We start from the raw sequence: 23,291 nt of genomic DNA on the forward strand, positions 1-23,291 counted from the left end.
TTTTTGGGGGTATAGCTCAGTTGGGAGAGCACCTGCCTTGCACGCAGGGGGTCAGGAGTTCGAATCTCCTTACCTCCACCAAAAACTCTAAACAATATTGTTTAGAGTTTTTTTATTTTCTTAAATTCTAAAAATCTTAAATTATTTATATTCTAGTAAATTTCATTTCAAAATTAAAATTTTCCACAGATTTAATAAGATAAAGAACAAGTTATCCACAAAAACATAATTATTACCTGTGATTTAGTGGATAAATATTTTAACGGAAAGATAATATATAATAATTGTATTTATATGGTATAATTTACTTTATTAACATTATTTAAAATAGAAGGTGATACAAAAGATGCTTTATAGAATAAAACAAGTTTTATGGGCGCTTTCTGCAAATTTTAAAGAATTAGATTATGATTATGTTAGCTCATTTTTAAATAGTGAAGAATTAAAATTATTTTTAAAGTTAAAAAAAGGAGAGCAGTTTCATTGTATAAAAGTTTCTAAAGAGTGTGTTTCTATAGCTATAAAAAATGGAATAACTTCTAAAGAAAAGCTTTTTGAAATAGCTAAATTAGGTTTATTACATGATATAGGAAAACTATATTATCCATTGAATTTAGTTAAAAAATCTCTTTTAGTTTTAGGTAAAAAAATTTCTAAAAATAAAATACAAAAATATCAAAATATAAAGGCTATATATATTTACTATAACCATGCTTTTAAGGCTTTTGATTATTTAAATGAAAAAAATTACAATAAGAATTTTGTAGAAGCAATAAAAAATCATCATTCTTATAATGGGGACAATAAAAATATATTTTTAAGTATATTAAAAGAAGCTGATGATAAAAATTAATTTTTATATATAAATTTAAGCTTAGTTAAATAGAATTTTATTAAAGCTATTTATATTATTAATAAACATAAAATAATAAAATAAACTAATTTAAATCTAATAGTTAGGGAGTAAGGGACCTTAATTTATTAGATTTAATAATATACTTTCTTATAAGTAAAATAATATAGTTTATATGAAAAATATTTATATTTATAATTTTTTGACCTTTAATTTAAATTTAAGATTTAAATATATTTTTTATTATTTTATTTTAAAATAATATTTTTGCTTTAATTTAATTAATATATGAAATATTTAATTTTAAGGAGGGGGAATTTTGAAAAGTAAAATACGTAATATTATTATTTTTAGTATCTTACTTATAGTTGTAATTTTTTTCGTTTCAACTAATTTTATAATAAATCTTCAATGGTTTAACGAAGTAGGATATTTAAACGTATTTTTTACTAAGCTTATTGCTATTTGTAAGTTATTTATTCCGATATTTGCTTTGTATTTTATTGCTATAGCTATATATTTATTAACCTTAAGAAATAGTATTAAAAGTTTAGTTGGGGATGAAAAGTTTAAAAGTACTAAAAAATATTTTTGGATTTTTAATTTAGTTATTTCTTTTTTTGGTGCAGGAGTTACAGCTATAACTCAATGGTACAAAATATTATTGTTTAGTAATTCTGTTTCTTTTGGGGAAGTAGACCCTATTTTTAAAAAGGATGTATCTTTTTATGTATTTAAGTTGCCGTTAATACAATCTATATTAAGCACAGCTATTTCTTTAATAATAGTTTTAGTTATAATAACAGTTATTATATATTTAGTTTTAGGTATTAAGGATAAAATAATTCAAAGTAAAGATAATGTTATAAGTATAAATAACAAGGCTTATGGAATAAGAAAATTTGCTGGAAAGCAGTTAGCAGTTTTAGCATCAATTCTTTCTTTATTAGTTGGAGGAAGTTATTTGCTTAAGTCTTATAACTTAGTTTACAGCACTAGGGGAGTAGCCTATGGAGCTAGTTATACGGATGTTAAAATAACTATGACTTTTTATAAGGTTATAGCTATAGTATGTTTAATATCAGCTATAGTAGTTTTTATTTCTATTTTAAAATTAAAATTTAGACCAATTGTTATTTCTATTGCAACAGTTGCAGTATTAATTGTTTTAGAGCCTGTAGTTGCTTTAATTACTCAACAATTTGTTGTTAAACCAAATGAAATGGAACTTGAAAAACCCTATATAGCTCATAATATTGAAGCTACTAAAAGAGCTTTTAATATTGATAAGATAGAAGTTAAGGAAATGGAGCCTAATGAAAATATAACTAGTGAAAAAATTAATAATAATAAAGATATTATTGAGAATTTAAAGGTAAACTCTACAGGCCCTCTTTTAAGTTTTTATAAACAAGTTCAACTTATAAAAAATTATTATGAATTTAATGATGTTGATACTGATAGATATAAAATAAATGATGAATATACTCAAGTTTTTATATCACCAAGAGAAATAAATAGAGATTCTATGACTACTTGGCAAAATAAGCATCTTAGATATACTCATGGTTATGGAGTTGCAATGAGTAGAGTAAATAGTGTAACTGAATTTGGACAACCTGATTTTGTAATGAAGGATATACCTACAGTTAATACTGCAAATATAGATTTAGAAAATCCAAGAATATATTTTGGAGAAAGTGATAATGACTATGTAATTGTAAATACTGAAGGTGGAGAGTTTGATTATCCAACTGGAGATACTGAAAATACATTTAACTATAATGGAACTGGTGGATTAAAAATGACACCTTTAAATAGAGTGTTATTTAGTATTTATGAAAAGAATCCTAAAATATTAATGTCTAGTTCAATAACTTCTGAAAGTAGAATAATACTAAATCGTAATATTATGAAGAGAGTTAAGACTATAGCACCATTTTTATCTTATGATAGTGACCCATATATAGTTATTCATGATGGAAGATTAGTTTGGATGATGGATGCTTATACAACAACAGATAAATATCCTTTTTCAGAACCTCATGAAGGAGTTAATTATATAAGAAATTCAGTAAAGGTTGTAGTTGATGCCTTTAATGGAACAGTTGACTTTTATATAGCTGATGATAAAGACCCTATAATTAATGCATATGCCAAGATATATAAGGGTTTATTTAAGCCTTTATCAATGATGCCAAAAGATTTAAAGGAACATTTTAGATATCCTCAAGATTTATTTGAGTTACAAAGTAAGGTTTTAACTAAATATCATGTAGATGACCCTATAAAGCTATTTACTGAAGAAGATTTATGGGATAGGTCTTTAGAGGTTGTTAAACAAGGTGGAGAGATTGAAAGAGAAGAAAATTTAGATGAAAAATTTGCTCTTAAATTAAGAGAAGAAAATAAAATAATAGAAGATGAAAATGAAGGGCTTTACCTTATGACAAAGTTACCAGGAGAAGAAAAGGTTGAAATGATGCTTTTAGATTATTTCAATATGAGAGGAAAGCAAAGTATGGTAGCACTTTTAGGAGCTAGAATGGATGGAGAAAATTATGGAGAATTAGTAATGTATAAATTCCCACCACAAAGAACTATATATAGCCCTATTTTATTTAAAAATAGAATTCAACAAGACCCTAATATATCTAAGGAGATAAGCCTTTGGGAAGGAAAAGGTTCAGAGGTTATTTATGGAGATTTAGTTATAGTTCCTATAGAGGATTCTTTATTGTATTTAAATACAATTTATTTAAAAGCTAGTTCTGAAAATAGTATGCCAGAGATGAAGAGAGTAATTCTTTCTAATGGTGATAAAATAGTTATAGAAGAAAATGTAGAAAAAGCACTATTAAAGCTATTTAACTATAGCGAAGAAAATAGTAATATTGAAGAAAATGATGCAGAGGAAAACAAGGAAGAAGTTACTTCAGGTAGTGGAGATATAAAAGAAGCAGCAGGGTTATTTAATAAAGCTATAGAAGCTCAGAAAAATGGAGAGTGGGCAAATTATGGAGAACTTATTGATAAGTTAGGAAATTTATTAAATAAGCTTTCTAAGGAATAATTTTATTTTAAGCATGTTAAGTATATTTTTATATTTACTTAACATGCTTTTGCATTTCATAAATTTATGAAGGCGTATAATAGTTTAATGATTTTATGTTATAATTCTTATTGTAATATATCTAAGAGCTAGGGGTGAAGCATGTGGATTATGATGTATTGATATTAGGTGGAGGAATAATAGGATGTTCTGTTGCATATGAGTTGTCAAAGTATAACTTAAATATAGCTCTTATAGAGAAAGATTTTGATATTGCAGATGACGTATCTTTTGTTAATACAGCAATTGTTTATGACGGTTCTGAATGTAAGGATAATTTAATGAGTTATTTAGAAAATATGGGAAATATGATGCTACCTGAAATAACTAAAAAGTTAAAGGTTCCCTTTAAGAGAGTTGGTCATTTAACAATTGCAGATAGTGATGAGACAGTTAAAATAATTGAAGAAAATTATAATAGGGCAAAATCTAGAGGAATAGAGAATATCTATTTAATTGATGAAGAAAGAGCAAGAGAGATTGAGCCAAATTATAAAGGGGAAATAAAGAAAGCTATGTATTCGGAAAATATAGCTGTTACAAGTCCGTATGATTTAGCTATAGGATTTGCAGAAATAGCTTATGATAATGGAGTTAGCTTTAGATTAGAAGAGGTAGTTTTAGATATACAAAGTATAGCTAAGGGTTTTAAGGTAACAACTAACAAAAATAAATTTACTTGTAGATTTGTTATTAATACAACTCCTAGTGAACACTATACTATAGATCAGGATAAGGATTATGAGCAAAAAAATGCTCTAAAAACTTATTATTTATTATTAAATGATGAAATAAAAGAGAAAACTTCTAATATAGTTGTGAAGTTAAAAAATGAAGAAGAGTTTATTATTCAAAAAAATACAGTTAATGGGGACACCTTAATAGGTATAAACTCAAATAATTCTTTAGGATTTATGAAATCATTAAAAATAGCTAAAGAGATGATAAATAGCATAAGTAGAAAGCATGTTAAGGATATTTTTTATGATAATCATAATCAGGATAGAATGATTATAGATGATAGTAGAAAGAATAAAGGCTATATAAAGGTTATGGGAAACCATTATGGTGAAGTTACTATAGCACCAGCTGTATCTAAAATAATATGTGATGAGATAATAGATAAATTAAATTGTAGCTTAAATAAAAATTTCATAGATAAAAGAAGGGAATTTTATCGTTTTAGAGAATTATCTAATGAAGAAAGAAATGAACTTATATCTTTAGACAAAAGATATGGTAAAATAGTTTGTCTTTGCAATGGAATTAGTGAAGGGGAGATTGTAGATTGCATAAGACGTCCTTTAGGTGCAAGAACTGTTGAGGGAGTAAAAAGAAGAACAGGTGCTACCTTTGGAACTTGTCATGGGGCTTATTGTATAAGTAAAATAATAAATATACTAGCAAGAGAACTTGAGAAAAAACCTACAGAAATAGTTGAGGACTCAAAAAATTCTAAAGTATTAGCCTCTAGAATTAAAGAATTTAATAAGGTTTAAAGAGGTGATTTTATGCATAAGGATATATTTACTAGTGTAGTTAGAGTTAGGGGATCTAAAAAGTATAATGTGGTTCCTGTAAAAAGCAATAAACCTGTGGAGATTTCTAAGTGGATTGATTTTTCAAATGTACTAAGTAGACTATATGTTGGAGTACCAACTGAAAGTGGAAATATAGTATGTAAAAATATAATGAATACAGGAGTAGACATTATTTGCACAAAAAATCTTCCAAAGGATAGTTAAGAATTGACAAAAATCAAATATTAAAGTATATTCTTAATATATTATATTTAATTTAATAATAAAACCTTTGAGCAGGCTAGTAATGTTATATATTGATTTCAGAGAGTTAGTGGTTTTTGGTGTGAACTAACACAATATTTTCATGAATCCACCTGTGAGGGACTGTGATGAGCAGTACGGATTAACCGTTAGATTTTTTAAGAGGATAAAATTTTTAATTTTATCAATTAGGGTGGCAACGCGGAGTCTTTTCGTCCCTTTTTATAGGGAAAGAAGGCTCCTTTTTTATATAAATTTTTAGTTAACAAATTTAAAATATATAAATAGGTTTCTTGAAAGGAGAATGGCAATGTTAGATTTAAAAAAGTTAAGAAGTAATACTGAAGAAGTAAAAAAAGCTTTATCTAATAGAGGTGAGGACTTCGATGTAAATGTTATAGATGAGGTTATAGCTTTAGATGAAGAGAGAAGAAAAATCTTAGTTGAAGTTGAGGCTCTAAAAAAGAAAAGAAATGAAGTTTCAGCTGAAATTCCAAAAAGAAAGAAAGCTGGAGAAGATGTTACAGAAGTAATGGCTGAAATGAGAGAAATAGGAGATAAAATAAAAGCTGATGATGCTAGAGTTTCTGAATTAAATGATAAAATAACTTATATTATGCTAAGAATTCCTAACATACCAAACCCAGCTGTTCCAGAGGGAGATAGTGACGAAGACAATGTTGAAATAAAGAGATGGGGAGAGCCTACTAAATTTAACTTTGAGCCAAAAGCACATTGGGATTTAGGAACAGATTTAGATCTTTTAGATTTTGAAAGAGGCGGAAAAATTGCAGGTTCAAGATTTACAGTTTACAAAGGAATGGGAGCTAGATTAGAAAGATCTATAATTAATTATTTCTTAGATAAGCATACTTTTGAAAATGGATATACAGAGGTATTACCTCCATACATGGTAAATAGAGATAGTATGATTGGTACTGGTCAACTTCCAAAGTTTGAAGAGGATGCTTTTAAGGTTGAGAATAATGGATATTTCTTAATACCAACAGCAGAAGTTCCTGTAACTAACATGTATAGAAACGAAACTTTAGAAGGAGATAAACTTCCAATAAAACATGCTGCATATAGTGCTTGTTTTAGAGCAGAGGCTGGTTCAGCAGGAAGAGATACAAGAGGTCTTATAAGACAACATCAATTTAATAAGGTTGAATTAGTTAAGTTTTGTAAACCAGAAGAAAGTTATGAAGAATTAGATAAATTAGTTCAAGATGCAGAATCAGTATTACAAGGATTAGGACTTCCATATAGAATAGTTAGAATATGTAAAGGTGATTTAGGATTTACTGCTGCATTAAAATATGATATAGAGGTATGGATGCCAAGTTATAATAGATATGTTGAAATTTCAAGTTGTTCAAACTTTGAAGATTTCCAATCTAGAAGAGCTAATATAAAATATAAAAATTCACCAAAAGAAAAACCACAATTTGTTCATACATTAAATGGTTCAGGAGTTGCAATTGGAAGAACTGTAGCTGCTATATTAGAAAACTATCAACAAGAAGATGGTACAGTAGTTATACCAGAAGCTTTAAAAGAATATATGAGATGTGATTTATTAAAATAATTTATTTATTAGATTTGTATAAAAAACGGTATTTTTAATACCGTTTTTTATTTTTGTATCAAATACAGTTTTATTAACATAGTATAAATTAGGTGAAATAAAAGAGAGGTGTAATTTATGAATTATAGATATAATAGCTGTGGATGTAAATGGAATAAATATGATGATGACAATGAAAATAATATAAATAAAACTGATAAATGTGAAAATCTAGAGAGAATTTCTTATGATTTAACTAGGAATAGTAAGGAGTTAAGAGAAAGACTTAATGAAAAAATTAAGAATAGAGAAAGCTTACAAAAGAAAATAAAAGAATTAGAAGAAGAGTTGAATAGTTTAAGAAGAAAAGAAGAAAGCTTATTTAATGATATTTCTAATTTAGAAGAAAATTTAAATAGAGTTACTTTAGAAGCATTTAAAAATTTATTTGATACTATAGAGTGTTATAAAGTTTATAGCGAAAATAATAATAAGCCTGAAAAACCAGAAAGACCTAATTGTGGTTGCGGATGTTATTATAGAGATAGATAATATGTTTTTTATTTAAATTAGTTTTTATCAAGATATTTTATCAATAATAATAAAATATCTTGTTTTTTTATAAAAAAGTGTTGACATATATATATTTAGTTGATATAATTGTTATCGTACCGCGGAGAGATGGTCGAGTTGGTTTAAGGCACCGGTCTTGAAAACCGGCGTGCGTGTGAGCGTACCATGGGTTCGAATCCCATTCTCTCCGCCATTTTTTTTATAAAAAATTAAAATGGGATATTATGGAGAATTACTCAAGTGGCTGAAGAGGCTCCCCTGCTAAGGGAGTAGGTCGGGCAACCGGCGCCCGGNTCGAGTTGGTTTAAGGCACCGGTCTTGAAAACCGGCGTGCGTGTGAGCGTACCATGGGTTCGAATCCCATTCTCTCCGCCATTTTTTTTATAAAAAATTAAAATGGGATATTATGGAGAATTACTCAAGTGGCTGAAGAGGCTCCCCTGCTAAGGGAGTAGGTCGGGCAACCGGCGCCCGGGTTCAAATCCCGGATTCTCCGCCAAAGCATCTAGTTTACTAGGTGCTTTTATTATGTTTAAGGCAAAGCCATAAATATTATTTAGTCTTTGATTCATTTCTTTTATATAAAAGTTTTTAATATAACACATTAGAAAAAATATATTTTTATATACAAAAATTGTTAATATAAAATTTATAGATAATATAATTATGTTTATATGTAAAAATGTATAATTTAATTATATTAATTTTAATGGGGGGAGATATTTTGAAAGGATCATCAGGTCCAGTTAGACCTAAAAAACCAAAAAGATCAACAGCATACACACTATCATTATACTTAGGTTGGAGTAGTATTTTTGCAGCATTATACTTTTTTATTGTGGGGTTACCTTTTTCAATACCTGGAATTATTGCTGGTTATATAGCTGTTAAAAAGCATAATGAAGGGAAATTTCCATTAATATTAAATATAATAGGGTTTGTTTTAACAGTATTTACTTGGATATTATTTGTTAAAATCCCATTAACATAATAATTTGAAAAAAGATACTATAAATGAGAGAAAAAAATAGTATCTTTTTTAAAAAAATAGTTGACATATAAAATAAAAGTGATATAATAATAAATGTGTCGAGCATGGAGAGATGGTCGAGTTGGTTTAAGGCACCGGTCTTGAAAACCGGCGTGCGTGTGAGCGTACCATGGGTTCGAATCCCATTCTCTCCGCCACAAGTGGAGAATTACTCAAGTGGCTGAAGAGGCTCCCCTGCTAAGGGAGTAGGTCGGGCAACCGGCGCCCGGGTTCAAATCCCGGATTCTCCGCCAAAAGCATCTAGTTTACTAGATGCTTTTTTTTATTTTAAGAATATATTTATATATTAAAAATATATTTTATATAGGAAAAAGTTTTTGGAGTTATTAATGAAAATTGAAAAACTACATGATTTAAAGAATAGTTCTAAAAGGATTATTTTTAATAATGATTCTAAAATTGTGTTTTTTAGTGATTGTCATAGAGGTGATGGCACATATAAGGATAGTTTAGCTCCTAATATAAATATATATTTATCAGCTATAAGGTATTATTATAAAAATAACTTTACTTATATAGAAGTTGGTGATGGTGATGAACTTTGGAAATTTAATAACATACAAGAAATATATGATATGAATTATGAGGTTTATGAAATATTAGAAAAATTTAAAGAAAAAAATAGACTTTATATGCTATATGGAAATCATGATATAGATAAGTCTAAGATAAATTTTTTAAAAAGAAGCAAGAGAAAGAATAGATTTAGTCATAGTGCTATTAATTTTTATAATGATTTAAAGATATATGAGGCCTTAGTTCTTTTTCATGAAGAAAGTAAAAAAGATTTTTTCATAATTCATGGACATCAAGTTGATTTTTTAAATAATGAATTAGCATTTTTATCAAAATTTTTAGTTAGATATGTTTGGGCTATTTTAGAAGCTTTTTTAGGATTTAAGGACCCTACAAGTCCAGCAAAGAGTAATAATAAGAGAAATTTATTTGATGAGAAAATTAGAGTTTGGGCTAAAGAAAATGAAACTAGGATAATTTTAGGCCATACTCATAAAACTTTATTTCCTAAAAGCAAAAAAGAATCTACTTATTTTAATATTGGATGTTGTGTTTTGCCAAGAACTGTTACAGCTATTGAAATAGTTAAAGGAGAAATTTCTCTTATAAAATGGACAATAAAGGTTAATGATAAGGGCGCTTTATTTGTTGGTAGAGATATTATAGGTGGACCTGTTAAAATAGAAAATTACTAATAAAAAACTCTAATGTTTTAAATAAAACATTAGAGTTTTTTATTTGAACAAATTTTTATTTCAATAGATTAATTAATCATGTTTTTTGTCCTTAGTCTTATTTTTTTCAGATTTTTCTTTTTCCTCGCGTTCTTTTTCTTCTCTTTCTTGCTCATCAAGGAAACAAGCCATTGGATTTCCAAGTTTAGTTTCGATTTCAGCAGTAGCATCTACGAACTTTTTAAATGTGTCACTAATCTTCACTTTAAATACCCCCTACTGGTTAATAACCATATTAAATAATTATGATTTCACCATTATTATATAATGGATTTTAATGGATTTCTACAATAAAATAACTCATATAAATTTTTTCTTATATTGCTATTTAAAAGTTAAAATTAAGTATAAAATGTTAGTATACTTAAGCGAGAATTTTTGAATATATAAATAATTAAGAGGTGAAAAAATGGGATTAAAAATTATATATGGAAGAGCTGGTACTGGTAAAAGTTCTTTTTGTATAAATGAAATAAAAAAAAGAATAAATAATTCTTCTAAAAATAAATTAGTATTGATTGTCCCTGAACAATTTACATTTCAAACTGAAAATAAAGTCTTAAAAGAGATAGGAGAAAAATATGTTTTAAGAGCTGAAGTTCTTAGCTTTAAAAGACTTGCTCATAATGTCTTTAATGAATGTGGTGGAACAACAAAAACTATTATGGGCAATGCAGGGAAAAGTATGCTGATTTTTAAAGTTTTAGAGGACTTAAGTGATAAGATGACTATTTTTGAAAATGTATCTAAACAAAAAGGCTTTATAGATATTGTTTCTGAAATTATAAGTGAGTTTAAAAAATATAATGTAGATGAACAGGTTTTAGATTTAAATGTTATTGATAAAATAGAGGATGCAAATTTAAGAATGAAAATAGAAGAATTAAAGGATATTTTTGTTGAGTTTAATTCTAGATTGCATGAAGCTCATATAGATGAGGAGGATAAACTTACCTTATTAAAGGATAGATTAGATGATTGTTCTTTATATGATGATTCAGAGATTTGGATAGATGAATTTAGTAGCTTTACGCCTAATCAATTAAGTATTATAGGTAAGTTATTAAAAAAAGCTAAAAATGTAAATATAACTTTATGTATGGATGATAAAGCTGAAAAGGGAGATAACAATATTTTCTTTACTACTAAAAAAACAGAAAATAGTTTGCTTAAATTAATAGAAACTGAAAATATTCCTTTTAGTGGGTATCTAAATTTAAATAATGGAGTTCCTTATAGGTTTAAAGAGAATAAAAATCTTGCTTATTTAGAAAATAATTTATATTTTTATTCCTCTAAAGGATATAAAGGTGAATGTGATAGTTTAAGGTTGTATAGAGCAAATAATAATTATGATGAGGTAGATTTTATTGCAAAGGATATATTAAGACTTATTAGAGAGAAAGGATATAGATTTAAGGATATTTCAATTATAAGTCAAGATATAGAGGGCTATGAGAAAATTATATCTGCAATATTTTCAGAATATGAAATACCTTATTATATAGATAAAAAGATAGATATATCTAGTAATCCTCTTATTGTTTTTATTAATTCTGCTATAGATATAATAAGTAAAAATTGGACATATGAGAATATGTTTAAATATCTTAAAACTGGACTTCTTAAAGAGTTTAGTGGAATTGAAGGAGCAGAACTTATTGATGAATTAGAAAATTATGTTTTAGCTTATGGAATTAAGGGGAACAAGTGGAAGGAACCTTGGGTTAATTATAGTTTTAATATTTTAAAAGAGGAAGAAATATCTGAGGAAGATAAGGAAGCCTTAGAAAAATTAAATGCTATAAGAGAGGTTATAGTTTCTCCTTTAGAAGAACTTTATGAAAGTTGTAAGGGTAAAAAGACGTTAAAAGAATTTGCTACAATTATTTATGAGTTTTTAGATGAAAAGTTAAATGTTATGGATACTATTGATGATTATGTTCAGTATTTTGAAAAAAATAATATGACTACAGAAGCTAAGGAGTATTCAGAAGTAAGAGATATTTTTATAGAGGTTTTAGAACAGGCAGTTGATGTTTTAGAAGAGGAGCTTTTAAGTTTAGATGATTTTATGAATATATTAAATATTGGGTTATCTAAATATGAAATGGGACTTATACCAATAGCTTTAGACCAAGTAAGTATAGGGGATATAACAAGGATAAAAAGTAGAGGGGCTAAGGCTTTATATATAATAGGAGTAAATGACGGAGTTTTACCTTCTGCTAAAAAGGATGAAGGTATATTGTCAGATAGTGATAGAGAAATTCTACTTGAAAATGGAGTAAGTTTAGCATCTGATACTAAAAATAAAATTTTTGAAGAACAGTTTTTAGTTTATACAGCTTTTACTATAGCTGAAGAATATTTGGTTGTTACCTATCCTTTAGCTGATTTTGAAGGTAAGTCTCAAAGACCATCTTTTATTGTTCATAGGCTTAAAAAGATATTTCCAAGTATAAAAGAGGAAAGTGATGGTTTTAAGCTTGTTAAAGATAAGTATGATAAAGTTTCTGCTAAAGTTCCTACGTTAAATGAATTAATGATAGCTATTAGAGAAAAGTATGAAGGAAATGAAATAGAAGGCTATTGGAAGTATGTTTATGATTGGTACTTACAACAGCCTAAATGGAAAGAAAAAATAGATTATATAGTTAAGGGGCTTAAATATACAAATTTAGAAAACAGTATATCAAAGGAAAGAGCAAAAAGACTTTATAGTGATAATAAAAATAAAATTTCTTTAAGTGTTTCTAGATTAGAAAGATATTCACAATGTCCTTTTGCTTATTATATACAATATGGTTTAAAAGCTAAGAATAGAAAGGTATATGAATTTACAGCACCAGATTTGGGAAGTTTTATGCATGAAATATTAGATGAATTTACTAATGAAATAAAGGAAAAAGAATTAAAATGGAATGAACTAAGTAAAGAAAATTGTAGAGATACTATAAATTATTTAGTTGATAAACAGGTTAAAAATAATAAGTCATCTATATTAAATAGTTCTAAGAGGTATGAATATTTTACAGAAAGATTTAAAAGGATTCTTACAAAGTCAGTTCTTATAATTAGTGAACAAATGAGAAGAAGTAATTTTGAGATTTATAAAAATGAGTTATCCTTTGGTTCTTATGATGACTTAGATTCAATAAAACTAGAACTTCCTTCAGGAGAAAAATTTTATTTAAATGGAAGAATAGATAGAGTTGATAAACTAGAGTGTGGTGAAGAAACTTATTTAAGAATTATAGATTATAAAACAGGTTCTAAAAAATTTGATTTAAATAAATTTTATTATGGACTTCAAATGCAACTTTTAGTTTATCTAGATGCACTTATAAATAATTCAGAAAATATATTAGAAAGTCAAGCTATGCCAGGGGCAATATTTTATTTTAAAATAGATGACCCTATATTAAAGTCTAAGGGTGATTTAACAGAAGATGAAATAAAAGATGAAATTTTAAAAGAGTTAAAGTTAGAAGGACTTTTATTAAATGATATAGAAGTTGTTAAAGCTATGGATAATAAATTAGAGCCAGGAACTCATTCTCTTATAATTCCTGCAAATATGAAGAAATCTGGGGAGCTAGGTAAAAATAAAGCTTTAATAAGCAAAAATCAATTTGATTTATTAAGAGAATATGTAAATAAAAAAATGATTGAGATATGTCAAGATATGATAGAGGGTAGAATTAATATAGAACCTTGTAAGGAAAATAAAAATACTGTTTGTGATAATTGTGAGTATTCACATATATGCCAGTTTGATTCTAGTTTAGAAGACAACAGGTATAAAGTTATTGTTAAGAAAAAAGATGAGGAACTTTGGGATAATATAAGTGAGAAGATAGGTGGTGATTTAAATGGGAACTAAGTGGACTAAGGAACAAGAACTAGCTATTAATACTAGAAATTGTAATCTTTTAGTAGCTGCAGCAGCAGGTTCTGGAAAAACTGCTGTTTTAGTTGAAAGAATAATAAAGATGATAACAGATACTGAAAATCCTATTGATATAGATAGATTATTAGTTGTAACATTTACTAATGCTGCAGCCTCTGAGATGAGAGAAAGAATAGGAGATGCTATATCTAAAGCTTTAGAGAAGGACCCAAATTCTAAGGTTTTACAGAGACAATTAGCACTTTTAAATAGAGCTAGTATAACAACTATGCATTCTTTTTGTTTAGAAGTTATAAAAAATAATTTTCATTTAATAGATTTAGACCCTGGGTTTAGGATAGGGGACCAAACAGAATGTGAGCTTATAAAGCAGGATATTTTAGCAGACCTTTTTGAAGAAATGTATAGTAAGGAAGATAAGTGCTTTAAGGATTTAGTTGAGGCTTATGGGGGCAGTAAAAGTGATGATAAATTAAACAATATAATATTTAAATTTTATAATTTTATAATGAGTGGACCTTGGCCAGAAAAGTGGTTAGAGGAAAAGGTTAGTGAATTTCAAATAAAGTCTGTAGAGGAACTTGATAGTAAAGAGTGGGTAAATGTATTAAAAGAAAGCATACTTTTAGATTTAAACAATGCTAACTCAATGCTTAATCAAGCTAAAGGAATTGCTGAAATGGATGAGGGGCTTGAGCCTTATCTAATTAATATATATCCTGAAATAGAACAGGTTCAAGAGCTTAAGGAAGAATTAAATAATGGTATAGTAAAGTTTTATAATAAGCTTATGGGTGCTAAGTTTGGAAGATTAAAGTCTGTTAGAAAGACAAAGGTTAATGATGAAAGAGCTTTAGAGAAAACTAAAAATCTTAGAGATGAAAGCAAAAAAATAGTAGAAAATTTAAGAGATAATGTTTTTGAAACTTCTTTAGAAGAAGCTATTTTAGGAATGAATAAGATGTATAGACTAATGAATTGTTTAAAGGATTTAGTAATTGAATTTTCTAATAAATATAGAGATAAGAAAAGAGAAAAGGATATTTTAGATTTTAATGATTTAGAGCATCTTTGCTTAAAAATATTAATAGATAAAGATGAGAAGGGAAACATAATTCCTTCTAAAGTTGCTTTAGAATTTAGAGATAAGTTTGAAGAGGTTTTAGTTGATGAATATCAAGACAGTAATACTATTCAAGAAACAATTGTAGGAATGGTTTCAAGAAGAGATGTTGAAAATCCTAATGTATTTATGGTTGGAGATGTTAAACAGAGTATATATAAGTTTAGACAAGCTAATCCTGACCTTTTTTTAGATAAGTATATAAATTATAAAGAGGATTTAGGATTAAATAGAAAAATAATGCTTTATAAAAATTTTAGAAGTAGAGAAGAAGTTATAGATGGAGTAAATTATATCTTTAAAACTTTAATGAGTAGTACTGTTGGAGAGCTTGAATATGATGAGAAAGAAGCCCTTAATTTAGGAGCTTTATATGAAGAACTAAGTATTTATAATGTTGAAAAGGAATATAAAAGTGAAATAGAAAATTTAAAATTTGCAGGTCCTATAGAAGTTGAGATATTAAATAAATCTGGTGAAAAAGGATTTATTGAAAAAGAGATTGAGGAAGAAAGTGATGAGGAAGAGGACTTAGATTCAATACAGTTAGAAGCTAGAATTATTGGAAATAAGATTAAAGAATTAATGTTTCCTAAGAATAAAAAAGCATATATGGTTTTTGATAAGAATTTAGGAAAGTATAGGAAGATAAAATATAAGGATATAGTTATTTTGCTTAGAGCTACTAAGAACTGGGCTGAAACCTTTGTTGATGAACTAGGAACTTATGGTATACCTGTTTATGCAGATACAGGTACAGGATATTTTGAAACAATTGAGATAAGAACTATTTTGTCATTATTGCATATAATTGATAATCCTATGCAAGATATTTATATTTTATCTTCTTTACGTTCACCTATATTTTCTTTTACAGCTAATGAGTTTGCTGATTTAAGACTATTAGATAAGAATAAATACTTTTTTGAAATAATAAAGGGTGTTGTAAATAGTGAGTACGATAATTTAATATCTATTGAGTTAAAGGAGAAGTGTAAATATTTTTTGAAAAACTTAAATAGGTGGAGAGAGAAAGCATCATATATGCCTATAGATGAGTTTATATGGTTTTTATATTCAGATACATCTTATTATGGGTATGTTGGTACAATGCCAAATGGAATTCAAAGACAGGCCAATTTGAAAATATTATTCCAAAGAGCTAGACAGTATGAAGCTACAAGTTTTAAGGGGTTATTTAATTTTATAAACTTTATAAATAAGCTAAAAAAATCTTCAGGGGATATGGGAAGTGCAAAAATTCTTGGAGAGAATGAAGATGTTGTTAGAATAATGAGTATTCATAAGAGTAAGGGGCTAGAGTTTCCAGTTGTTATTTTAGGAGGGACTGGAAAGCAGTTTAATAAAAGAGACTTACGAGAAGATATACTTTTACATGAAACTTTAGGTATTGGAACAAATTGTATAGATGTAGATAAGAGAATAAGGTATGATACTCTTCAAAAAAATGCTATAAAGAAAAAATGTGAATTAGAAGTTTTATCTGAAGAAATGAGGATATTATATGTTGCCTTTACAAGAGCAAAGGAAAAATTAATTATAACAGGAGCAGTTTCAGACTTTGAAAAAGCCTGTGAAAGATGGTGTAATTTTGTAAGTGAAGGTGATAATATTATTAATCCTAGTAATGTTTTAAAGGGAAGAAGCTATTTAGATTGGATTTGCATGGCTTTAGCTAAACATAAAGATGGAGATATTATAAGAAATATAGGAAATTTAGAATTTAATTTAAGTGTAAATGATAATTCTAAGTGGGCTTTTAAGCTTTGGAATAAAGGCGAGCTTTTAGAGAAAGAGAATGATAAAAAAGAAGTTACAAATGAGTTTAATTTTGATAATTGGGATAAGGAAAAAAGTAAGGAAGATTATATAGAAGTAAAAAATAGATTAGATTTTAAATATAAATATATAGAATCTTGTAATATTCCATCAAATATATCTGTAACTGAGTTAAAAAGCCTTAAGAATGAGGAAGAAAGTATTAGTGAAAGTTATGGAGAGTTTGATAATTATAAAGAAAAAGAAGAAGAAAATAAAATAAAAAGAAAGCCTAAATTTATGCAAGAAAAAATAAAGGATTTTTCAGCAGCTAAAAAGGGAACTATAACACACTTTGTAATGCAACATATTTCTTTAGATAAGGTTAATAGCATAGAAGAAATATGTGAAGAAGTTAATAAAATGGTTGAAAAAGAACTTTTAACAGAAGAAGAAGGAAAGGTAGTAAATATATTTAAAATACAAAAATTCTTTAAAAGTGATTTAGGTAAGAGATTATTAAAAGCATATAAAGAAGGAAGAAAAATATATAGAGAGTTACCTTTTATAACTGAAATTCCTGTTAGCGTTATAAAAGATAATATTAATGATGAGGTAGAAGATGATGAAAAGCTTAGATTACAAGGTATTATAGACCTTTTCTTTGAAGAGGAAGATGGATATGTTCTTTTAGATTATAAAACAGATTATGTTAAGAAAGATGAAGAACAGATATTTAAAGAAAGATATGAAAATCAAATTAAATTATATAGATTTACATTAAATAAAATTTTAGGAGAAGAGGTTAAAGAGGCTTATCTTTACTCCTTTTATCTTGAAAAAGCTTTAAAATATAATTAATCTTAAAAGTATATAATGACTACTTTGAAGATACATACTAATAAAACTTTTAAAGTTAAATAGTTTAGTTTTACATGAACTTTTAAATTTTTATAGAAGTTTTTTAAGAAATATCTTCAAAGTAGTATTTTAAATTTTAATATAAATATCTTAAAATTTATTAATCTAAGGTTTTTCTTTAAAAATTTAAGTTTTAATTTTAGGACTTCTTAAATTTTTAATTATATGAATTAAATTGTTTACTAAGGTTTATTAAATCTTCTTTTGTATTTAATTCAGGTGTTTGCATTACATTTTCAAGAAGAAAATTTAATAAAACACCTATATTTTTTCCAGGTTTTAAATTTAGTTCTTTAATTAAATCATTTCCTGTTACTTTTAAATCTTTAATAAATATAGGCTCTTTTGAAGATAAAATATCAGAAATTCTATTTCTTAAAATATCTATACATTCAGTATCATATTCATCCATATATGATAAATAACATTTTTGTAAATCTAGTAAGTCAAAGATATTTTCAACACCAACTGAATTTATAAGTAACTTTAGTTTTTTTCTTGTCATATTACATGAAATATTATTTATGTTTTCTACTAAGTTACAGGTATTATTTATTGTATTATTATCGTATTTAAGCTTTTTAAGTATAGTTTTACAGTCATTAACTGCATTTTCAGAGTTAAATACTTTATAAAATAATCCTGCTAATCTTACATGAAGTTTTTTTGGTAATGAATTTATTAATCCATAAGTATCATGAACATCATCATATAAATCATAGCAATTTATTATTTTTAGGTTTTTAAATTCTTCAATTAAAAAGTCAGAAAATCCAAGTTTTCTAAGTAACATAAGACCTTTATCTGGGTCATCACTTAAAATTATTTTAGTAAATTCATTTTGAATTCTTTCCATACTAATATTTTTTATAAGTTTAAAATTTCTTTTTATAGACTCAGCTGTGTTTTTTTCAATTTCGAAATTTAGTTGACAACTAAATCTAATAGCTCTAAGCATTCTTAAAGCATCTTCAGAAAAGCGTTTATCTGGATTTCCAACACATCTTATTAGTTTATTTTTTAAATCTTCTTTTCCATTAAAACAATCTTTAAAGCCTAAATAAGGGCTATATGCCATTGCATTTATTGTAAAATCTCTTCTTGATAAATCTTCTTCTATATTAGAAACAAATTTTACATCCTTAGGTTTTCTATTATTTAAATATTCACCATCTACTCTATAAGTAGTTACTTCATAAGGTGTTTTATCTATTAAAACAGTTATTGTTCCATGTTTAATTCCTGTTGGAATTGTTTTTTCAAATAACTCTTCTATTTTTTCAGGAAATGCATTGGTTGTAATATCATAATCTTCAGGTTTTTTATTTAATAAAGAATCTCTTACACAACCACCAACTATGAAGGCTTCAAAGCCATTAGAGTTAAATTTCTCTAAGATATATTGGACATTGTTAGGTAATTTCATTAACATGTCACCTCCTAGTAGTTATTTTATCAATTAATGCAAATTTTAGCTATAAATAGAGCACTTATTTGTTTACAAAAAATAATAATATGCAATAATTAAAATAGAGATTAAATGAAAGAAAGGATAGACTTATGGACATACCAGTTAAAAAGATAGGTGAATTCGTTAAAGGAGAAAGAGTTGAGGGTTTTTTTCTTTTAAAATCAGTTACTTTAAAAACTACTAATTCTGGTGGGAAGAAATATTTAGATTTAGTTTTAAGTGATAAAACTGGTGATATATTAGGTAAAGTATGGGAGATTAAACCTGAGCATGAAGAATTAAAAAGCAATACAGTATTTAAAATAAGAGGGACAGTCAATAGTTGGCAAGGAACTTTACAGTTAAAGGTTGAACATTTTGATAAAGTTAGTGAAGAAGATAATATAAACTTAGATGATTTTGTTCAAAGTGCACCATACACTAGTGATGAAATGTTTAGTTTTATAAAAAATACTGTTGATAATATGAAGGATTTAGATATAAAAAATATTCTTAATAGAATTTTAGAGATTAATAAGGATAAACTTATGTATTATCCAGCTGCTAAATCTAATCATCATTCAATAAAGGGAGGACTTTTATATCATATAACAACTATGCTAAAGTTAGCAGAAAGTATTTGTTCAATATATGATTTCTTAAATAGAGATTTAGTTTATGCAGGAGTAATACTTCATGATATGGCTAAAATAAAAGAAATGTCTTCTAATGAAATGGGAATAGTAGATGAATATACTTTAGAAGGAACTTTACTTGGTCATATTACACAGGGAGTAAAGGAAATTGAGGTAATAGGAAAAGAGGTTAATGCAGATAGTAAAATTATAATGTTACTTCAACATATGGTTTTATCACATCACTATGAGCCAGAGTATGGAAGTCCTATTAAACCTCTTATACCAGAAGCTGAAATGTTACATTATTTAGATGTTATGGATGCTAGAATGTACGATATGAGAAAAGCTATTAAAGAAACAAATGAGAATGAGTTCTCAGAAAGAATTTGGTCTTTAGATAGTAGAAGAATATATAATCATGGAATGTATGGAAAAAATAATTAGATTTAATTAGATAATAAAGTAGACAAATTTAATTTATATAATTTTGTCTACTTTTTATTATGATTTAATTCATAAGTAAGATTTTAGATACACAAAGAGCTGTTGCTGATAGGCAACCATTGTAATCTTTATATTCTTTTATGATAAAGTTTTTATTTTCATAATCAGAAAGCAAATTTAAATTTTGATTTAATGATTCTTTTAATAAGTCCAACAATAAAGGTTCTAGAAATAGTTCACTATGAATTATTATCTTATTAGAGTCAATCATCATAGATAAATTATTTATAGTAATTGAAATATATTTAACTGCTAAATTAAGTATTGTAATTACACCTTCATCTCCTAATTTATATGCTTTTAAAACTGTTTCTATTGTTATTTCATCTCGTGAGGAAACTAATTGTGTCAAATAAGTATTACTTGAATTATCATAAAGTATTTGAGATTTTTTTATAATACAAGCTTCACTACCATATGTTTGTAAGCAACCTCTTTTACCACATTCACATAATTCTCCGTTAGGATGAACAACTATATGTCCTATTTCACCTACAAGAAGATTATTTTCTGCGTAAAGTTTACCATTGTACATATATGAACAAAACATTCCTCTACTTATATGAAAAAATATAAAATTATCATTATTTTTATCGTTTCCAAATAAACGTTCTGCTAAAGTCATGCACTTTACATTATTTTTAAAATAAATAGGTAATTTTATTGAGTTTATTATATTTTTAATATTAAAGTTTTTCCAAAACTCATTATTAGTAATAATACAATCATTTTTTTTATCAAAGTGTCCAGGAAGAGCTATTCCTATTGCTCTAGGATTATATTTTTCACAAGATTTAATAAAGTCTTTTAATTTTAAAATATATATAGATTCTGTTAATTCATTTAATTTAATAATATCTTTTTTAATTAGAGAGCCTTTATTATCAGATAAACAAAATGAAATATATTTTGTTGACAATTCTGAACCTATATAAAAACTATGATTAGGTGCTATATTTAACAATATTTTTTTTCTTCCTGATTTTTCTTGAGAAGGATCTTCTCCAACTTCATGTATAAGATTTTCTTCATTAATCATACTACAGGTTATTTCGCTAACAGTTGCTGGTGTTATGCCTGTTTCTTTAGATATTTCAATTCTGGAAATTGGTCCTTTAGAGTAAATTTTATCTAATATTTTAAATCTTAATTCTTGTTGTTTTTTTGAAAGTTTCATTTTAAATCCTCGCTATTTTAATATATTTAATAAATTAAATCTTATATAAGTAAATTATAAATTATAAAAAATATATTTTAAAATTTTATTTGTTAAAAAATTATAATATAAAATTATAAATTATAATTTATAAGAATCTATTATACATAATAAAACAAATTTATTAATTATAATTTATAATTAATAAATTATAAAAAAACCTTTACATTTAGGTTAAATGGATATAATATATAATTAATAGTTATAAAATGTAATATATAGAAAAAAATTCATTTAATGCTTTGCAAAATTTAGAAGGGGGATATAAGTATAAAATATGAGGAAAAGGTTTATTAGTTCAAATGCATCAGAAATTTTAAATATGAATTCTTTGGAATTAAAGAAAAGTATTAAAGCTAGTGAGGGGAGAACTATAATTTCTGAAAATGTAGTTATTAGAGAACCTTTTATAGGAGATATAACAAATTCAGAAATTGCTAGAGCTTTTGGAGCGGATTTAATTTTATTAAATTGTTTAGATGTATTTAATCCTAATATATTTGGATTAAATATAAAAGATGGAGAGTCATTTGTTGATGCATTACATCGTTTAGTTGGTCGCCCTATTGGAGTTAATCTAGAACCAATTGATTTAGAGGCTAATATGTGTGAAGAGATATACCAAATAAGTAGGGGGAGACAAGCTACTATTGATACAATAAATAAGATTCAAGAATTAGGTATGGATTTTGTTTGTTTTACAGGTAATCCTGGAACTGGAGTAACTAATGCTCAAATAGAAAAAACTATTAAATTAGCAAAGGAAATTTTTTCAGGACTTATAATTGCTGGAAAGATGCATGGAGCTGGGGTAAATGAAAGTGTTGCAGATATAAAAGCTATTGAAAAATTTATAGAAGCTGGTGCTGATATTATATTAGTTCCTGCTGTTGGTACAGTTCCTGGATTTGATGAAGCTCAACTTAAGGAAGTTGTTAAAGTTGCACATAGTAAAGATGCTTTAGTATTAGCTGCTATAGGAACAAGTCAAGAAAGTGCTGATGAAGATACAATAAAGCAAATTGCTATAAGAAATAAAATATGTGGTGTTGATATACAACACATAGGTGATGCTGGATATGGTGGTTTAGCACCATTTGAAAATATATTTGCAATGAGTAAAGCGATTAGAGGAGTTCGTCATACTATATCTATGGTTGCACGCTCAATTAATCGTTAGTAAATAAAATAAAGAAAGGAATGATAAATATGAAACTAACAATTATGTTAGCTTGTGCCGCTGGTATGAGCACTAGTTTAATGGTTGAGAGAATGAAAAAGGCTGCTAAAAATAAGGGAGTTGAAGCAGAAATATTTGCTGTTCCAGTTGGGGAAGCTGATCTTTATATACAAGATAAGAAAATAGATATAGTATTATTAGGACCTCAAGTTCGTTTTATGAAATCAAAATTTGAAGAAAAAGCTAAACAATATAATTTTGCTCTAGATGTTATTCAAATGGTTGATTATGGGATGATGAATGGAGAAAAGGTATTAGATAGTGCTCTTGCATTATTAGATTAAAATAATATTTTAATATTTAAAAGTTGAGGGTAA

Annotated in this window: 16 protein-coding genes, 5 tRNA genes and 1 other annotated feature; of the genes, 18 read left to right on the top strand and 3 right to left on the bottom strand. The window is 26.5% G+C overall.

The genetic code is table 11. From position 1 onward, the window contains the following. The first annotated feature begins 5 nt into the window (after positions 1–5). The 13 genes from AC4FQV_RS10105 (at position 6) to AC4FQV_RS10165 (ending at position 10,151) form a co-directional block, all read left to right on the top strand. Positions 6–81, top strand: a tRNA-Ala gene (locus AC4FQV_RS10105). A gap of 265 nt (positions 82–346) precedes the next feature. Next, a complete protein-coding gene (locus AC4FQV_RS10110) occupies positions 347–853 on the top strand; it encodes an HD domain-containing protein (RefSeq protein ID WP_491140257.1) in 507 nt (168 codons plus the stop codon). 319 nt (positions 854–1,172) lie between these two features. After that, positions 1,173–3,926 (top strand): UPF0182 family protein, encoded by a 2,754-nt coding sequence (locus AC4FQV_RS10115; protein WP_491165432.1) that lies wholly within the window; start codon positions 1,173–1,175, stop codon positions 3,924–3,926. 143 nt (positions 3,927–4,069) lie between these two features. Next, on the top strand, positions 4,070–5,464 hold the full coding sequence (locus tag AC4FQV_RS10120; protein ID WP_491140259.1) for an NAD(P)/FAD-dependent oxidoreductase: 1,395 nt from the start codon (positions 4,070–4,072) through the stop codon (positions 5,462–5,464). A gap of 12 nt (positions 5,465–5,476) precedes the next feature. Continuing rightward, on the top strand, positions 5,477–5,710 hold the full coding sequence (locus AC4FQV_RS10125) for a DUF1667 domain-containing protein (RefSeq protein ID WP_491140261.1): 234 nt from the start codon (positions 5,477–5,479) through the stop codon (positions 5,708–5,710). Between the two features lie 58 nt (positions 5,711–5,768). Continuing rightward, positions 5,769–5,972 (top strand) — a binding site (T-box leader). An 87-nt stretch (positions 5,973–6,059) separates the two neighbouring features. After that, on the top strand, positions 6,060–7,337 hold the full coding sequence (gene serS / locus AC4FQV_RS10130) for a serine--tRNA ligase (protein WP_491140263.1): 1,278 nt from the start codon (positions 6,060–6,062) through the stop codon (positions 7,335–7,337). Between the two features lie 117 nt (positions 7,338–7,454). Further along, positions 7,455–7,868: a hypothetical protein gene (locus AC4FQV_RS10135; RefSeq protein ID WP_491165433.1), complete on the top strand. Its 414-nt coding sequence runs from the start codon at positions 7,455–7,457 to the stop codon at positions 7,866–7,868. Between the two features lie 123 nt (positions 7,869–7,991). Next, positions 7,992–8,082: transfer RNA gene (locus tag AC4FQV_RS10140), tRNA-Ser, on the top strand. A gap of 215 nt (positions 8,083–8,297) precedes the next feature. Further along, positions 8,298–8,388 (top strand) — tRNA-Ser (locus AC4FQV_RS10145). A gap of 225 nt (positions 8,389–8,613) precedes the next feature. After that, entirely contained in the window at positions 8,614–8,880 is a 267-nt protein-coding gene (locus AC4FQV_RS10150; RefSeq protein WP_491140265.1) for a hypothetical protein, read from the top strand. A 106-nt stretch (positions 8,881–8,986) separates the two neighbouring features. Further along, positions 8,987–9,077: transfer RNA gene (locus AC4FQV_RS10155), tRNA-Ser, on the top strand. A gap of 5 nt (positions 9,078–9,082) precedes the next feature. Continuing rightward, positions 9,083–9,173 (top strand) — tRNA-Ser (locus AC4FQV_RS10160). A gap of 96 nt (positions 9,174–9,269) precedes the next feature. Then, positions 9,270–10,151: a metallophosphoesterase gene (locus tag AC4FQV_RS10165; RefSeq protein ID WP_491140266.1), complete on the top strand. Its 882-nt coding sequence runs from the start codon at positions 9,270–9,272 to the stop codon at positions 10,149–10,151. A 72-nt stretch (positions 10,152–10,223) separates the two neighbouring features. Here the strand turns inward: AC4FQV_RS10165 and AC4FQV_RS10170 are convergent, their stop codons facing one another. Next, positions 10,224–10,394 carry a hypothetical protein gene (locus AC4FQV_RS10170; protein ID WP_491165434.1) on the bottom strand — a complete coding sequence of 57 codons (171 nt, stop codon included), beginning with the start codon at positions 10,392–10,394 and terminating at the stop codon, positions 10,224–10,226. 205 nt (positions 10,395–10,599) lie between these two features. Between AC4FQV_RS10170 and addB the strand changes: the two genes are divergently transcribed. Together addB and addA are read left to right on the top strand one after the other, a co-directional pair. Further along, entirely contained in the window at positions 10,600–14,076 is a 3,477-nt protein-coding gene (gene addB / locus AC4FQV_RS10175; protein WP_491165435.1) for a helicase-exonuclease AddAB subunit AddB, read from the top strand. After that, entirely contained in the window at positions 14,066–17,866 is a 3,801-nt protein-coding gene (gene addA, locus AC4FQV_RS10180; protein WP_491165436.1) for a helicase-exonuclease AddAB subunit AddA, read from the top strand. The genes addB and addA overlap by 11 nt, the downstream gene beginning before the upstream one ends. A 217-nt stretch (positions 17,867–18,083) precedes the next feature. Here the strand turns inward: addA and AC4FQV_RS10185 are convergent, their stop codons facing one another. Beyond that, a complete protein-coding gene (locus AC4FQV_RS10185; protein WP_491140323.1) occupies positions 18,084–19,352 on the bottom strand; it encodes a CCA tRNA nucleotidyltransferase in 1,269 nt (422 codons plus the stop codon). Between the two features lie 134 nt (positions 19,353–19,486). Between AC4FQV_RS10185 and AC4FQV_RS10190 the strand changes: the two genes are divergently transcribed. Further along, positions 19,487–20,458, top strand: a complete 972-nt coding sequence (locus AC4FQV_RS10190; protein ID WP_491140270.1) for a 3'-5' exoribonuclease YhaM family protein — start codon at positions 19,487–19,489, stop codon at positions 20,456–20,458. Positions 20,459–20,522: 64 nt separating this feature from the next. On the opposite strand, the gene AC4FQV_RS10195 is transcribed toward AC4FQV_RS10190, so the two are convergent. Continuing rightward, the gene (locus AC4FQV_RS10195) at positions 20,523–21,695 is read right to left on the bottom strand and encodes an ROK family protein (RefSeq protein ID WP_491165437.1); all 1,173 of its coding nucleotides are present in this window, start codon (positions 21,693–21,695) and stop codon (positions 20,523–20,525) included. 316 nt (positions 21,696–22,011) lie between these two features. On the opposite strand from AC4FQV_RS10195, the gene AC4FQV_RS10200 reads away from it, so the two are divergent. Continuing rightward, on the top strand, positions 22,012–22,914 hold the full coding sequence (locus AC4FQV_RS10200; protein WP_491165438.1) for a DUF7916 family protein: 903 nt from the start codon (positions 22,012–22,014) through the stop codon (positions 22,912–22,914). Between the two features lie 29 nt (positions 22,915–22,943). Continuing rightward, the gene (locus AC4FQV_RS10205; RefSeq protein WP_491165439.1) at positions 22,944–23,258 is read left to right on the top strand and encodes a PTS sugar transporter subunit IIB; all 315 of its coding nucleotides are present in this window, start codon (positions 22,944–22,946) and stop codon (positions 23,256–23,258) included. Positions 23,259–23,291 lie beyond the last annotated feature (33 nt).

The organism is Clostridium sp. TJA038, from assembly GCF_058310255.1.